Genomic DNA, 14471 nt, shown 5'->3' on the forward strand with positions numbered 1-14471 from the left:
TTCGGATGTAAAATCAGCAAAGCTACCAGATCGCAGAACTCAAATTGGGCGAAAAGCATCCATTTTTCAGCTCTATCTATTAGGCTATTAATTAAATAAATATATTTTTCACCCTCTGATGTAAACAAGTTACAACCTGAGTATTCCGATCGGTTAGACTAGATACAGTTTAGTTAGAGTGAGTATTACAAGCTATGTTGACCCCTGCCGCGCCCCTGAAAAACCTTAATACCTTTGCTCTTTCCGCATATGCAACCCAGGTGGTGAGCGTAGAGTCTGTTTCTGCGCTAACTGCTGCCTGGAATGAAGCTAAAGCGTCAAATCAGCCAGTGTTGCTATTAGGGAAAGGAAGTAACGTACTGTTTATTGAAGACTTCTCCGGTACGGTACTGTTAAATAGGATTAAGGGCATTCAGTGTAGAGAAGATGATACCGCATGGTATCTGCACGTTGGCGCGGGTGAAAACTGGCATCAACTTGTGTGCTATTCATTACAGCAGCAAATGGCAGGGTTAGAAAATCTGGCGTTAATTCCGGGATGCGTTGGCTCCGCACCGATTCAAAATATTGGTGCTTACGGTGTCGAGCTACAAAAAGTCTGTGAATACGTCGATTTGCTCGATTTGAATACTGGCGAAGTTCGACGCCTTTTGGCTGAAGACTGTGCTTTTGGCTATAGAGATAGCATTTTCAAGCATCGCTATGGTGAAGGCTTTGCCATTGTTGCTGTCGGCATCAAGCTGAATAAGGACTGGAAGCCTACCCTAGGTTACGGTGATTTAACTCGTTTAAATCCGTCGACGGTCACTGCTCGTGAGATTTTTGACTCGGTATGCGCAATGCGGCGGAGTAAACTGCCAGATCCTAATGTGACGGGTAATGCAGGTAGTTTCTTCAAAAATCCTATAGTCAGCGCAGAAAAGGCCGCGGAAATACTCCGAACCTATCCTACTGCTCCACATTATCCTCAGGCTGATAACTCGGTAAAACTTGCTGCCGGTTGGTTGATTGACCAATGTTCATTGAAAGGACACCGAATTGGCGGCGCTGCGGTGCATCAGCAGCAAGCTCTGGTTCTTATTAACCTGGATGATGCATCAAGCCAGGATATCGTCGATCTCGCCAGCCATGTACGCCAACAGGTTGCGCTTAAATTTGCCGTTTGGCTCGAACCTGAAGTGCGTTTTATTGCGGCTTCGGGCGAAGTTAATGCCGTGGAGAGCTTGTCGTGAAAGATACTACCGTTCCTTTAAGACTGATTGGCATGTTAGCTGATGGCGCATTCCATTCGGGTGAGCAACTGGGGGAAACTCTGGGCATGAGCCGCGCCGCAATTAATAAACATGTTCAGACCATTCGCGAATGGGGCTTGGATGTATTTACCGTTCCGGGGAAAGGTTACAGCCTGCCTGAACCTATTCAGTTGCTGAATGCAGATGCGATAGCCACTTATTTACCCGAAGGGAAAGTCAGTGTTTTGCCGGTCGTTGATTCGACAAACCAATATCTTCTTGATCGAATTAATGAACTCCAGTCAGGCGATGCCTGTGTGGCCGAATATCAGCAGGCCGGAAGAGGGCGACGTGGGCGTCATTGGGTTTCACCATTTGGGGCTAACCTTTATCTCTCCATGTTTTGGCGCCTAGAGCAGGGACCCGCTGCCGCAATGGGGTTAAGTCTGGTAGTCGGCATTGTGATGGCCGAAGTATTGAGAAAGCTAGGTGCGGCGGATGTGAAGGTCAAATGGCCCAACGACTTATACTTAAACGATAAAAAATTAGCCGGTATATTGGTTGAGTTAACAGGAAAAACCGGGGACGCTGCCCAGTTAGTTATTGGCGCCGGAATTAATTTATCGATGCGAGAATCATCGAATAACGTTATTAGCCAGGATTGGATTAATTTACAAGAGGCCGGCGTTTCTATCGATCGCAATAAACTCACCGCTGAGTTATTGAGTGAATTACGTCGCGCGGTTATTAAGTTCGAAAATGAAGGTTTAGGGGCATTTATTTCTCGTTGGCGAGAGTTGGATAATTATTTAGACCGGCCAGTTAAATTGATTATCGGTAACCAAGAGATATTCGGCATTGCCAGAGGAATAGATCAGCAAGGCGGTTTATTGCTGGAACAAGACGGTGATGTGAAGCCTTACATCGGTGGAGAAATATCTCTTCGCGGAGTTAATCCATAATAAATAGGGAGACTTAGCCTCCCTATTAAATTTATTTTCTCAACCGGACGCTTTCTACTGCGTGGTTAGCGCTTTTAGTCATTATTAAACTGGCGCGCTCACGCGTTGGTAGTATATTTTGCTTTAAATTCAGTCCGTTAATCTCTTTCCAAAGCTGAGTGGCAATCTTGATAGCCTCGGTTTCAGGCAACTGTGCATAGTTATGGAAATAAGAATTAGGGTTAGAGAATGCACCTTGTCGGAATTTAAGAAAACGGTTTATATACCAGTTTTGCAGTAATTCCTCTGGCGCATCGACATATATTGAGAAATCGACGAAGTCAGAAACAAATACATGATGAGGATCGTGTGGATAATCCATGCCGCTCTGCAACACATTCAGACCTTCTAAAATAAGAATGTCAGGTTGCTTAATAGTTTTATTTCCATCAGGGACAACATCATAAATCAGATGAGAATAGACGGGAGCTGTAACCTCGCTGGCTCCAGACTTAACCTCGGAAACGAATTTCACCAAATTATGCATATCATAAGATTGCGGGAAACCTTTCTTCTTCATTAACCCGCGTTCATTTAATACTTTATTTGGGTGAAGGAAACCATCAGTGGTGATCAGTTCAACGCTGCGATGCTCTGGCCAACGGCTTAGCAATGCCTGCAACAGACGCGCCGTTGTGCTTTTGCCGACGGCAACGCTACCTGCGATACCAATAATATAAGGAATACGTTGCCCATCGGTTCCTAAAAACTGCTCTAATACCGCCTGACGACGCAAATTAGAACTGATATAGAAATTGAGGAGACGGGACAAGGGTAGGTAGATCTGTGCCACTTCTTCCAATGAGAGGTCTTCGTTTATCCCTTTAAGATTAACGATTTCTTCTTCTGTCAGCGTCAAAGGCACTGAGTCGCGTAGGGCCGCCCACTGTGTGCGATCGAACTGTAGGTAAGGCGTCGCTAAAGATTGCTCTCTTTTTGTCATAAGCCAAATTCTGCCTGTAAACGCAGGTTGGGAAAGGCGCTGGACGCCAACTCCAGATAAGAAACAAGCTGCATATTATAGGCAGCTTGGTTTTTGGCGTAGAGTTTTTTGTTCGTGGCGAGCGATTTCTTTGACGTATGTTGGTATTCCGATCAATTAAGACTGTTTATGGCACCGTGGATATTTTTCACCCCACTGGGATGCGCAATTTAGCCGACAATTGAACTATATGACTGATTTGCCGCAAATAGCCGCTTGTAATAAATCGACGTTGGGTGGTAGCTACCGCTTGGTGTACAGGCATAGTCAGGGATTTCACCTATGCAACGGTATCCCTGCGCTTTATAAAATGATTCAGCAGATGAACCTGTTTGCGTATCTAGATAAAGCAAACCGCGGTGAAGTTGGTATGCCGTTTCTTCAACCTCATGCATCAATTTTTGTCCAATGCCCACTCGCCGGCAGCGACTGTGTACCAAAAGCTTCTGCACTTCTGCTCGATTAAGACCGTTGTCCTTCTGGCATAAACTTAGTTGGACAGTGCCAATAACGCCTGATTCATCACGGGCAATCCACAGCATTAACTCTCTGGTGGCAATGGCAGGACGCAAGCTATGAAAATACTGTTCTGCTTCTTCAGCTGGTAAATGTTGAGAGCTATAACCAATAGATGCGCCATGGGTGACCGCATCAATCAATAGAAGCGCCAATTCATTGCGATAAATAGGTAGAGTCGCTGCGTTTAACAAAACGATTTTCATTGGGTATACCTCATTGGTAAGTAAGCATTGGACGATAAACAGAAAAAACCAATGTATTGATGCTGAGAAAGCAAGAATTACGCCAATGCGAACTTACCGCGGCTTATGGGTATTTATTTTAATCTGATACTTTGTATGCACTTGAATGAGGCTGCGTGACACAAATTGGTGCGAATGGTCCGTTGTGATCTGTTTTTAAAATCGGCAATTCAAGGGTGACAAGTTAAGCCGTTACGAATAATATTTGAACGTACATTGCTGGATAATACGTCACAGCGCGCAAATCTGTTTATTTTATGAGCGATAGAGCGAATTAAGCGATTTTTTTGTTGCATCGCAAGTCTGGTCTACCTAGAATGCGCTGCACTTGATGCCGGCATAGCTCAGTTGGTAGAGCAACTGACTTGTAATCAGTAGGTCCCGAGTTCGACTCTTGGTGCCGGCACCATTCAAGTACTTACAATTAGGTGGGGTTCCCGAGCGGCCAAAGGGAGCAGACTGTAAATCTGCCGTCATCGACTTCGAAGGTTCGAATCCTTCCCCCACCACCATATTTAACCTTGAGCCTTGGGTGATTCGAAGTAATGAATCGAGATAAGCGCTTGAGGGGAAGGTGAAAACCTTCGGCAAAGTTCGAGCCGAGCGAAGCAAGACAACAACGCAAAGCGGCGGCCCGAAGGGTGAGGAACGAAGTGATGAATAATCCTTATTCCACCACCATATTCAACTTTATGTGCCAAGGTGATTCAGGAAAATGAAAACCTGCCTGGCAAGTAAAGGGAAGGTGAAAACCTTCCAAGAGTGAAGAGGCCACGCCCTTCCTTTTAGATTCTGCAGATAAGTCAGGTAGCCGAGTTCCAGGATGCGGGCATCGTATAATGGCTATTACCTCAGCCTTCCAAGCTGATGATGCGGGTTCGATTCCCGCTGCCCGCTCCAAGATGTGCTGATATAGCTCAGTTGGTAGAGCGCACCCTTGGTAAGGGTGAGGTCGGCAGTTCGAATCTGCCTATCAGCACCACTTCTTCTTTCTCTCGCTCCCTTGATCTTCTTTCTGCGCTATGGATTCAGCAAGCATTTTGCTTGGTTGATGTGGTGAAACCACCGATTCCGTGTCTTAGAGGGACAATCGATGTCTAAAGAAAAGTTTGAACGTACAAAACCGCACGTAAACGTGGGTACTATCGGCCACGTTGACCACGGTAAAACTACCCTGACTGCTGCAATCACCAGCGTACTGGCCAAAACTTACGGTGGTAATGCCCGTGCGTTTGACCAGATCGATAACGCGCCAGAAGAAAAGGCGCGTGGCATCACCATCAATACTTCGCACGTTGAATATGACACCCCGTCTCGCCATTATGCGCACGTTGATTGCCCAGGCCATGCTGACTATGTGAAAAACATGATCACCGGTGCTGCTCAGATGGACGGTGCGATTCTGGTTGTTGCTGCGACCGATGGCCCAATGCCACAAACTCGCGAGCACATCCTGCTGGGTCGTCAGGTGGGCGTTCCTTACATTCTCGTCTTCCTGAACAAATGTGACATGGTTGATGATGAAGAATTGCTGGAATTGGTTGAGATGGAAGTGCGTGAGCTTCTGTCTCAATACGATTTCCCAGGCGATGACACTCCGGTTATTCGTGGTTCCGCGCTGAGAGCGTTGGAAGGCGAACCAGAGTGGGAAGCCAAAATTATTGAACTGGCTGAAGCACTGGACAGCTACATTCCACAGCCTGAGCGTGCAATTGATAAGCCGTTCCTGCTGCCAATTGAAGATGTGTTCTCTATTTCTGGCCGTGGTACCGTTGTTACCGGTCGTGTTGAGCGCGGTATCGTCAGAGTGGGTGAAGAAGTTGAGATCGTTGGTATCATCGATACCATCAAAACCACGTGCACCGGCGTTGAAATGTTCCGCAAGCTGCTGGACGAAGGCCGTGCCGGTGAAAACGTTGGCGTTCTGCTGCGTGGTACTAAACGTGATGACGTACAGCGTGGGCAGGTTCTGGCTAAGCCAGGTTCTATCAAGCCACACACCAAGTTTGAATCAGAAGTTTATATTCTGAGCAAAGATGAAGGTGGGCGTCATACGCCATTCTTCAAAGGTTACCGTCCTCAGTTCTACTTCCGTACTACTGACGTGACCGGTACCATTGAACTGCCAGAAGGCGTGGAAATGGTAATGCCAGGTGATAACATTCAAATGATTGTAAACCTGATTGCGCCAATCGCTATGGACGACGGCCTGCGTTTCGCAATCCGTGAAGGTGGTCGTACTGTAGGTGCTGGCGTTGTCGCTAAAGTTATTGAATAAGATTTGACGCGACATGCGGTAAAAGGGCATCATTTGATGCCCTTTTTCTACGTTGTGACACCAGAACCTATCTCATCAGTGGTTTTAGACTCATAATTATTGGTGAGATGGGCTCTGTCAGTACGGCGGATAGTGCTGAATGGTGCCGGAAATCTAGAGCATCTTTCGGTTTGGTTTGCTTCGCTACGCGAGGCAAAGTTGTTTGTTCTGAATCATAGTGACAGGTTGGTTTATGAGTGCGAATACCGAGGCTCAAGGGAGCGGGCGCGGCCTGGAAGCGGTTAAATGGCTAGTTGTTGCCGTCTTATTGGTTGCGGCAATTGTTGGCAATTATTATTACCGAGATTTCAGTCTTCCACTGCGCGCGCTGGCAGTTGTTGTAATTATCGCTGTTGCCGGTGCTGTTGCGCTGATGACGGTTAAAGGCAAAGCCACAGTAGCGTTTGCTCGCGAAGCACGCACGGAAGTGCGTAAAGTGATTTGGCCTACTCGCCAGGAAACGCTACACACCACGTTAATCGTTGCCGCGGTTACTGCCGTGATGTCACTGATTTTGTGGGGACTGGATGGTATCCTGGTTCGCTTAGTATCGTTTATTACTGGCCTGAGGTTCTAAGATGTCTGAAGCACCAAAAAAGCGTTGGTACGTCGTTCAGGCGTTTTCCGGTTTTGAAGGCCGCGTAGCTCAATCGCTGCGTGAGCATATCAAATTACAGGGCATGGAAGAGCTATTCGGCGAAGTCATGGTTCCGACGGAAGAAGTCGTGGAAATTCGTGGCGGCCTGCGTCGTAAGAGTGAACGCAAGTTCTTCCCTGGCTACGTTCTGGTCCAGATGGTCATGAATGACGCAAGCTGGCACTTAGTGCGTAGCGTACCGCGTGTGATGGGCTTTATCGGTGGTACTTCCGATCGCCCTGCGCCGATCAGTGATAAAGAAGTTGATGCGATCATGAATCGTCTTCAACAAGTGGGTGATAAACCACGTCCTAAAACACTGTTCGAACCAGGTGAACTGGTCCGCGTTAGCGATGGTCCGTTCGCAGACTTCAACGGCGTTGTTGAAGAAGTGGACTACGAAAAGAGCCGCTTGAAAGTGTCTGTTTCCATCTTTGGCCGTGCAACACCGGTCGAGCTGGACTTCAGCCAGGTCGAGAAAGGCTGATTCAATTTTCACCACCGGTTGAACTTTGAGTCTTGTATCAGGCGTGAAATTACACTATAATTTCGCGCCTTTTGTTTTTAGATGTCTGGCTCAGTCTTCCGACTTTGCGAGGCAAAACACGGGGAGCCTCACAACGAGGCGATACTACCCAAATCGAGGAAATCGTAAATGGCTAAGAAAGTACAAGCCTATGTCAAGCTGCAAGTAGCAGCTGGTATGGCGAACCCAAGTCCTCCGGTTGGCCCAGCACTGGGTCAGCAGGGTGTTAACATCATGGAATTCTGTAAAGCGTTCAATGCTAAAACTGAAAGCATTGAGAAAGGCCTGCCGATCCCTGTTGTTATTACTGTTTATTCTGATCGCTCTTTCACTTTCGTTACTAAAACCCCGCCAGCAGCAGTTCTGCTGAAAAAAGCGGCAGGTATTAAGTCTGGTTCCGGCAAGCCGAACAAAGACAAAGTAGGTAAAGTGACCGTTGCTCAGGTCCGTGAAATCGCAGAAACCAAAGCTGCGGATATGACTGGTGCTGACGTAGACGCTATGATGCGTTCTATCGAAGGTACTGCTCGTTCCATGGGCCTGGTAGTGGAGGGTTAATAAATGGCTAAGCTGACCAAGCGCATGCGCGTGATCCGTGACAAAGTTGATGTGACTAAGCAATACGATATCAACGAAGCTGTTGCCCTGCTGAAAGAGCTGGCTACTGCTAAATTCGTAGAAAGCGTTGACGTTGCCGTTAACCTCGGTATCGACGCTCGTAAATCTGATCAAAACGTCCGTGGCGCAACTGTATTGCCACACGGTACCGGCCGTTCTGTTCGCGTCGCTGTATTTGCTCAAGGCGCCAACGCCGAAGCAGCAAAAGAAGCTGGTGCTGAGCTGGTAGGTATGGACGACCTGGCTGATCAAATCAAGAAAGGCGAAATGAACTTCGACGTCGTAATCGCATCTCCAGATGCAATGCGCGTTGTTGGTCAATTGGGCCAAATCTTGGGCCCACGTGGCCTGATGCCAAACCCGAAAGTGGGTACCGTTACTCCTAACGTTGCTGAAGCAGTTAAGAATGCTAAAGCAGGTCAGGTTCGTTATCGCAACGACAAAAACGGTATTATCCACACTACCATCGGTAAAGTTGACTTTGACGCTGACAAGCTGAAAGAAAACTTGGAATCCCTGGTAGTTGCGCTGAAGAAGGCTAAGCCTGCTACAGCGAAAGGCGTTTACATCAAGAAAATCAGCCTGTCCACCACCATGGGCGCCGGCGTTGCTATTGATCAAAGCGGCCTGACTGCAGTAGTGAACTAATCACTATTTGCTTTTATCGCTTTACGTGGGCGTTAGGTTTGTCTAGAATCTTACGCCCATGGTTCTATTGACTACGGTTTAACCGTACCATGTGAACAACAGAATTTTTCGGTTGGAGCTTGGCCTATCCAAGCCTCCGTCCAAGACCGCAGGTGTTCTGCAAAGGACTTAATTTCCTGCGTAGACGGTGACAGAGCCTAAAGAAATTTTTTCTTTTTAATTAAAGAATTGTCTTTGCTGGATTCTGCTCACCGTGTTTCAACGCCCGTTAATGACATTGTTGTCGTAATTGGGTGATGTGAGTTCCGGGGAATTATTCTCCGGTTAATCCAGGAGCAAGAACTAATGGCACTAAATCTTCAAGGCAAACAAGCGATTGTTGCTGAAGTTAAAGAAGTAGCCAAAGGTGCGCTGTCTGCGGTTGTTGCGGATTCCCGTGGCGTAACCGTTGATAAAATGACTGAACTGCGTAAAGCAGGTCGTGAAGCTGGCGTTCACATGCAAGTTGTTCGTAACACCTTGCTGTCACGCGCAGTTGAAGGTACTCCATTCGAGTGCCTGAAAGACACGTTTGTTGGTCCAACCTTGATTGCATTTTCTAGTGAACACCCGGGCGCAGCTGCTCGTTTGTTCAAAGATTTCGCGAAAGCGAATGCAAAATTCGAGGTTAAAGCAGCAGCCTTTGAAGGCGAGTTAATCCCTGCGGCTCAAATCGACCGCCTGGCAACTCTGCCGACCTACGAAGAAGCAATCGCACGTCTGATGGGAACCATGAAAGAAGCCGCTGCTGGCAAATTGGTTCGCACTTTGGCTGCGCTGCGTGATCAGAAAGAAGCTGAAGCGGCTTAATCGCCCTCTGTTTTTTCCGACACTGCTTTTTAACGTATAAACTATTTCTGTATTTTAGGAACACTTGTTATGTCAACTATCACTAAAGACCAAATTCTGGAAGGCGTTGCAGCTCTGTCTGTAATGGAAATCGTTGAACTGATCTCCGCTATGGAAGAGAAATTCGGCGTTTCAGCTGCTGCTGTTGCTGCAGGTCCTGCTGCTGCTGCTGAAGTTGTAGAAGAGAAAACTGAATTCGACGTTATCTTGAAAGCAATCGGCGCTAACAAAGTTGCGGTAATCAAAGCTGTACGTGGCGCAACTGGCCTGGGCTTGAAAGAAGCTAAAGATCTGACTGAGTCAGCGCCAGCTGCTCTGAAAGAAGGCGTGAGCAAAGACGACGCTGAAGCACTGAAAAAAGCACTGGAAGAAGCTGGTGCAGAAGTTGAAATTAAATAAATTTAATTTCAACTGTGCAGCCTAAGTTATAGGCTGATGGCTGGTGACTTTTAGTCACCAGCCTTTTTGCGCTGTAGGGCGTCAGTGGAGTTTCACACTGTTTAGATACTGACTAACCCCAATATTTCTTTCTATCGACGACTTAATATACTGCGTTCTCAGCTACGACCCACTCGGGTAGCTCGGTAGTCAAGGTAACGCGATGAAATGGTTTAAGAGTGATAGAACGAGGTATTACGGAAAGTGTTTCGACTTTCCGATCGAGAAAATAGTGTTGAATGAACTGTCCTTTAGGACGGACAGAGTGGGTCACTGATCAGCGAGCTGAGGAACCCTATGGTTTACTCCTATACCGAGAAAAAACGTATTCGTAAGGATTTTGGTAAACGTCCACAAGTTTTGGACATACCTTATCTCCTTTCTATCCAACTTGACTCGTTCCAGAAATTTATCGAGCAAGATCCAGAAGGACAGCACGGCCTAGAAGCGGCATTCCGTTCTGTTTTTCCAATCCAGAGCTACAGTGGCAATTCGGAGCTGCAATACGTTAGCTACCGTCTTGGTGAGCCAGTGTTTGACGTCAAAGAGTGCCAGATCCGTGGCGTGACGTATTCAGCACCGCTGCGCGTTAAGCTGCGTCTGGTTATCTATGAGCGGGAAGCTCCTGAAGGTACGGTTAAAGACATCAAGGAACAAGAAGTCTACATGGGTGAAATTCCACTCATGACCGAGAATGGTACCTTTGTGATTAACGGTACTGAGAGGGTTATCGTATCTCAGCTTCACCGTAGTCCTGGCGTATTCTTTGACAGTGATAAGGGTAAAACCCATTCATCGGGTAAAGTGCTGTATAACGCACGTATTATCCCTTATCGCGGTTCATGGTTAGATTTCGAGTTTGACCCGAAAGATAACCTCTTTGTGCGTATTGACCGTCGCCGTAAATTACCTGCGACCATCATTCTGCGTGCATTGAACTTTACCACTGAACAGATCCTTGACCTGTTCTTTGATAAAGTTGTGTTCGAAATTCGTGATAACAAGCTGCAGATGGAGCTGGTTCCAGAGCGTCTGCGCGGTGAAACAGCTTCCTTTGACATCGAAGCTAATGGCAAGGTTTATGTCGAGAAAGCTCGCCGTATTACCGCTCGTCATATCCGTCAGCTTGAAAAAGACGGTGTGGATCGCATCGAAGTTCCGGTTGAATACATTGCCGGTAAAGTGGTCGCTAAAGACTATATCGATGAGAACACTGGCGAACTGATCTGTGCAGCCAACATGGAGCTGTCACTGGATCTGCTGGCGAAACTGAGCCAGGCTGGTCACAAACGCATTGAAACTCTGTTCACCAATGACCTGGATCACGGTGCTTATATCTCCGAGACCCTGCGCGTTGACCCAACCAGCGATCGCTTAAGCGCTCTGGTTGAGATCTATCGCATGATGCGTCCTGGTGAGCCACCAACTCGCGAAGCAGCTGAAAATCTGTTTGAGAACCTGTTCTTCTCTGAAGACCGCTACGATCTGTCTGCGGTTGGCCGGATGAAGTTCAACCGTTCACTGCTGCGTGACGAGATCGAAGGTTCCGGTATCCTGAGCAAAGAAGACATCACTGAAGTGATGAAGAAGCTCATCGATATCCGTAACGGTAAAGGCGAAGTGGATGATATCGACCACTTAGGCAACCGTCGTATTCGTTCCGTTGGTGAAATGGCTGAAAACCAGTTCCGTGTAGGTCTGGTTCGCGTTGAGCGTGCTGTTAAAGAGCGTTTGTCTCTTGGCGACCTCGACACGCTGATGCCTCAGGACATGATCAACGCCAAGCCTATTTCGGCGGCGGTGAAAGAGTTCTTCGGTTCCAGCCAGCTGTCCCAATTTATGGACCAGAACAACCCGTTGTCTGAAATCACGCATAAGCGTCGTATTTCTGCATTGGGCCCGGGCGGTTTGACCCGTGAGCGTGCTGGCTTTGAAGTTCGAGACGTTCATCCGACTCACTACGGTCGTGTATGTCCAATCGAAACGCCAGAAGGTCCAAACATCGGTCTGATCAACTCCTTGTCCGTGTACGCACAGACCAATGAGTATGGTTTCCTGGAAACTCCGTATCGTCGCGTGCGTGACGGTGTGGTGACTGATGAAATCAACTATCTGTCTGCTATTGAAGAAGGCAACTTCGTTATCGCTCAGGCGAACTCCAACCTGGACGAAGACGGCCGCTTCATCGAAGACTTAGTCACTTGTCGTAGCAAAGGCGAATCCAGCCTGTTTAGCCGCGATCAGGTTGACTATATGGACGTTTCCACTCAGCAGGTGGTGTCCGTTGGTGCTTCTCTGATTCCATTCCTAGAACACGATGACGCCAACCGCGCCTTGATGGGTGCGAACATGCAACGTCAGGCGGTTCCTACTCTGCGTGCTGATAAGCCGCTGGTTGGTACCGGTATGGAGCGTGCTGTAGCGGTTGACTCCGGGGTAACCTCCGTAGCCAAACGTGGCGGTACCGTTCAGTACGTAGATGCATCCCGTATCGTCATTAAAGTTAACGAAGACGAGATGTACCCAGGCGAAGCAGGCATTGATATTTATAACCTGACTAAGTACACCCGTTCCAACCAGAACACCTGTATCAACCAGATGCCGTGTGTGAATCTGGGTGAGCCAATCGAGCGCGGCGACGTGCTGGCAGATGGCCCATCAACAGACCTGGGTGAGCTGGCGCTGGGTCAGAACATGCGCGTAGCCTTCATGCCTTGGAATGGTTACAACTTCGAAGACTCCATCTTGGTCTCCGAGCGTGTGGTTCAAGAAGATCGCTTCACCACTATCCATATTCAGGAATTGGCATGTGTGTCTCGTGACACCAAGCTGGGGCCTGAAGAGATCACTGCCGACATCCCTAACGTGGGTGAAGCTGCGCTCTCCAAACTGGATGAATCCGGTATCGTGTATATCGGTGCTGAAGTCACCGGCGGCGACATTCTGGTTGGTAAGGTAACACCTAAAGGTGAAACCCAGCTGACTCCAGAAGAGAAGCTGTTACGTGCGATCTTCGGTGAGAAAGCGTCTGATGTTAAAGACTCTTCTCTGCGTGTACCAAACGGCGTTTCCGGTACGGTTATCGACGTGCAAGTCTTTACTCGCGATGGCGTAGAAAAAGACAAGCGCGCGTTGGAAATCGAAGAAATGCAGCTGAAGCAGGCTAAGAAAGACCTGACTGAAGAATTGCAGATTCTGGAAGCTGGCCTGTTTGCACGTATCCACGCCGTGCTGGTTTCTGGTGGTATCGAAGCTGACAAGCTGAGCAAACTGCCACGTGACCGCTGGTTGGAACTGGGCCTGACCGACGAAGACAAGCAAAACCAGCTGGAACAGCTGGCTGAGCAGTACGACGAAATGAAATCCGAATTCGAGAAGAAGATGGATGCCAAGCGTCGTAAAATCACCCAAGGCGATGATCTGGCACCGGGCGTGCTGAAAATCGTTAAAGTGTATCTGGCCGTTAAACGTCAGATTCAACCGGGTGACAAGATGGCAGGTCGTCACGGTAACAAAGGTGTTATCTCCAAGATCAACCCGATCGAAGATATGCCTTACGATGAAAACGGTACGCCGGTAGACATCGTTCTGAACCCGCTGGGCGTACCTTCGCGTATGAACATCGGTCAGATTCTGGAAACCCACTTGGGGATGGCAGCTAAAGGTATCGGCGAGAAGATCAACGCCATGCTGAAGAAGCAGGAAGACGTTGCCAAACTGCGTGAGTTCATCCAGAAAGCATACGATCTGGGCGACAACGTTTGTCAGAAAGTTGATTTGAACACCTTTACCGATGACGAAGTTATGCGTCTGGCTGAGAACCTGAAAAAAGGTATGCCAATCGCAACACCAGTCTTCGATGGTGCGAAAGAGACTGAAATCAAGGAACTGTTAAAGCTGGGTGGCCTGCCAACTTCTGGTCAGATTACCTTGTTTGACGGCCGTACCGGTGAGCAGTTCGAGCGCCAGGTTACTGTCGGCTACATGTACATGCTGAAACTGAACCACTTGGTTGATGACAAAATGCATGCGCGTTCTACCGGTTCTTACAGCTTGGTTACTCAGCAGCCGCTGGGTGGTAAAGCTCAGTTCGGTGGTCAGCGCTTCGGTGAGATGGAAGTGTGGGCGTTGGAAGCTTATGGCGCCGCGTACACCTTGCAGGAAATGCTTACCGTCAAGTCCGACGATGTAAACGGCCGTACCAAGATGTATAAAAACATCGTGGATGGCGATCACCGTATGGAACCAGGCATGCCGGAATCCTTCAACGTATTGTTGAAAGAAATCCGCTCGCTGGGCATCAATATCGAGCTGGAAGAAGAGTAAATCTTCTCCAGACGGCAGGCTCTCACAGCCGGGAGTCTGCTGGTGGTACGCACTGGTCACAGGGGCGCTCAAACCTAGGTTTGGGCGCCTATCAGGT

General features: G+C 48.2%; 12 protein-coding genes, 4 tRNA genes and 1 other RNA gene. 15 read left to right on the plus strand and 2 right to left on the minus strand.

Going from position 1 to position 14471, the window contains the following annotated elements:
• The first annotated feature begins 194 nt into the window (after positions 1–194).
• The gene (gene murB / locus ACQ4OC_RS18560) at positions 195–1232 is read left to right on the plus strand and encodes a UDP-N-acetylmuramate dehydrogenase (protein ID WP_064514264.1); all 1038 of its coding nucleotides are present in this window, start codon (positions 195–197) and stop codon (positions 1230–1232) included.
• Positions 1229–2194 carry a bifunctional biotin--[acetyl-CoA-carboxylase] ligase/biotin operon repressor BirA gene (birA, locus tag ACQ4OC_RS18565; protein ID WP_064514262.1) on the plus strand — a complete coding sequence of 322 codons (966 nt, stop codon included), beginning with the start codon at positions 1229–1231 and terminating at the stop codon, positions 2192–2194. The genes murB and birA overlap by 4 nt, the downstream gene beginning before the upstream one ends.
• 31 nt (positions 2195–2225) lie before the next feature.
• On the opposite strand, the gene coaA is transcribed toward birA, so the two are convergent.
• Both coaA and ACQ4OC_RS18575 read right to left on the minus strand, forming a co-directional pair.
• On the minus strand, positions 2226–3176 hold the full coding sequence (gene coaA, locus ACQ4OC_RS18570; protein ID WP_064514260.1) for a type I pantothenate kinase: 951 nt from the start codon (positions 3174–3176) through the stop codon (positions 2226–2228).
• 209 nt (positions 3177–3385) lie between these two features.
• Complete coding sequence (locus ACQ4OC_RS18575; protein WP_120806956.1) at positions 3386–3937, minus strand: GNAT family N-acetyltransferase; 552 nt, start codon at positions 3935–3937, stop codon at positions 3386–3388.
• A 372-nt stretch (positions 3938–4309) separates the two neighbouring features.
• Between ACQ4OC_RS18575 and ACQ4OC_RS18580 the strand changes: the two genes are divergently transcribed.
• The 13 genes from ACQ4OC_RS18580 (at position 4310) to rpoB (ending at position 14374) form a co-directional block, all read left to right on the plus strand.
• A tRNA-Thr gene (locus ACQ4OC_RS18580) sits at positions 4310–4385 on the plus strand.
• A gap of 18 nt (positions 4386–4403) precedes the next feature.
• Positions 4404–4488, plus strand: a tRNA-Tyr gene (locus ACQ4OC_RS18585).
• Positions 4489–4530: 42 nt separating this feature from the next.
• A non-coding RNA gene (locus ACQ4OC_RS18590) (RtT sRNA) lies at positions 4531–4657 on the plus strand.
• Between the two features lie 144 nt (positions 4658–4801).
• A tRNA-Gly gene (locus ACQ4OC_RS18595) sits at positions 4802–4876 on the plus strand.
• Between the two features lie 6 nt (positions 4877–4882).
• Positions 4883–4958: transfer RNA gene (locus ACQ4OC_RS18600), tRNA-Thr, on the plus strand.
• 111 nt (positions 4959–5069) lie between these two features.
• Positions 5070–6254 carry an elongation factor Tu gene (gene tuf, locus ACQ4OC_RS18605; RefSeq protein ID WP_064514258.1) on the plus strand — a complete coding sequence of 395 codons (1185 nt, stop codon included), beginning with the start codon at positions 5070–5072 and terminating at the stop codon, positions 6252–6254.
• Positions 6255–6486: 232 nt separating this feature from the next.
• The gene (gene secE, locus ACQ4OC_RS18610) at positions 6487–6870 is read left to right on the plus strand and encodes a preprotein translocase subunit SecE (RefSeq protein ID WP_049602148.1); all 384 of its coding nucleotides are present in this window, start codon (positions 6487–6489) and stop codon (positions 6868–6870) included.
• Between the two features lies 1 nt (position 6871).
• Complete coding sequence (nusG, locus tag ACQ4OC_RS18615; protein WP_064514256.1) at positions 6872–7417, plus strand: transcription termination/antitermination protein NusG; 546 nt, start codon at positions 6872–6874, stop codon at positions 7415–7417.
• A gap of 168 nt (positions 7418–7585) precedes the next feature.
• Positions 7586–8014 (plus strand): 50S ribosomal protein L11, encoded by a 429-nt coding sequence (gene rplK, locus ACQ4OC_RS18620; protein WP_004722257.1) that lies wholly within the window; start codon positions 7586–7588, stop codon positions 8012–8014.
• A gap of 3 nt (positions 8015–8017) precedes the next feature.
• Positions 8018–8722 (plus strand): 50S ribosomal protein L1, encoded by a 705-nt coding sequence (rplA, locus tag ACQ4OC_RS18625; RefSeq protein ID WP_049602152.1) that lies wholly within the window; start codon positions 8018–8020, stop codon positions 8720–8722.
• A 345-nt stretch (positions 8723–9067) separates the two neighbouring features.
• On the plus strand, positions 9068–9571 hold the full coding sequence (gene rplJ, locus ACQ4OC_RS18630) for a 50S ribosomal protein L10 (protein WP_049602154.1): 504 nt from the start codon (positions 9068–9070) through the stop codon (positions 9569–9571).
• A 69-nt stretch (positions 9572–9640) separates the two neighbouring features.
• Positions 9641–10009 (plus strand): 50S ribosomal protein L7/L12, encoded by a 369-nt coding sequence (gene rplL / locus ACQ4OC_RS18635; protein WP_064514254.1) that lies wholly within the window; start codon positions 9641–9643, stop codon positions 10007–10009.
• Between the two features lie 336 nt (positions 10010–10345).
• Complete coding sequence (gene rpoB / locus ACQ4OC_RS18640) at positions 10346–14374, plus strand: DNA-directed RNA polymerase subunit beta (protein WP_064514252.1); 4029 nt, start codon at positions 10346–10348, stop codon at positions 14372–14374.
• Positions 14375–14471: the final 97 nt, after the last annotated feature.

Source organism: Yersinia sp. J1 (assembly GCF_050586585.1).
Lineage (GTDB): Bacteria > Pseudomonadota > Gammaproteobacteria > Enterobacterales > Enterobacteriaceae > Yersinia > Yersinia entomophaga.

Bases quoted from the DNA above. Each gene is read 5' to 3' on its own strand.
- rplA (WP_049602152.1), top strand. From the start codon at position 8,018: ATGGCTAAGCTGACCAAGCGCATGCGCGTGATCCGTGACAAAGTTGAT.
- ACQ4OC_RS18575 (WP_120806956.1), bottom strand. From the start codon at position 3,937: ATGAAAATCGTTTTGTTAAACGCAGCGACTCTACCTATTTATCGCAAT.
- nusG (WP_064514256.1), top strand. From the start codon at position 6,872: ATGTCTGAAGCACCAAAAAAGCGTTGGTACGTCGTTCAGGCGTTTTCC.
- coaA (WP_064514260.1), bottom strand. From the start codon at position 3,176: ATGACAAAAAGAGAGCAATCTTTAGCGACGCCTTACCTACAGTTCGAT.
- tuf (WP_064514258.1), top strand. From the start codon at position 5,070: ATGTCTAAAGAAAAGTTTGAACGTACAAAACCGCACGTAAACGTGGGT.
- rplL (WP_064514254.1), top strand. From the start codon at position 9,641: ATGTCAACTATCACTAAAGACCAAATTCTGGAAGGCGTTGCAGCTCTG.
- rpoB (WP_064514252.1), top strand. From the start codon at position 10,346: ATGGTTTACTCCTATACCGAGAAAAAACGTATTCGTAAGGATTTTGGT.
- rplJ (WP_049602154.1), top strand. From the start codon at position 9,068: ATGGCACTAAATCTTCAAGGCAAACAAGCGATTGTTGCTGAAGTTAAA.
- secE (WP_049602148.1), top strand. From the start codon at position 6,487: ATGAGTGCGAATACCGAGGCTCAAGGGAGCGGGCGCGGCCTGGAAGCG.
- murB (WP_064514264.1), top strand. From the start codon at position 195: ATGTTGACCCCTGCCGCGCCCCTGAAAAACCTTAATACCTTTGCTCTT.
- rplK (WP_004722257.1), top strand. From the start codon at position 7,586: ATGGCTAAGAAAGTACAAGCCTATGTCAAGCTGCAAGTAGCAGCTGGT.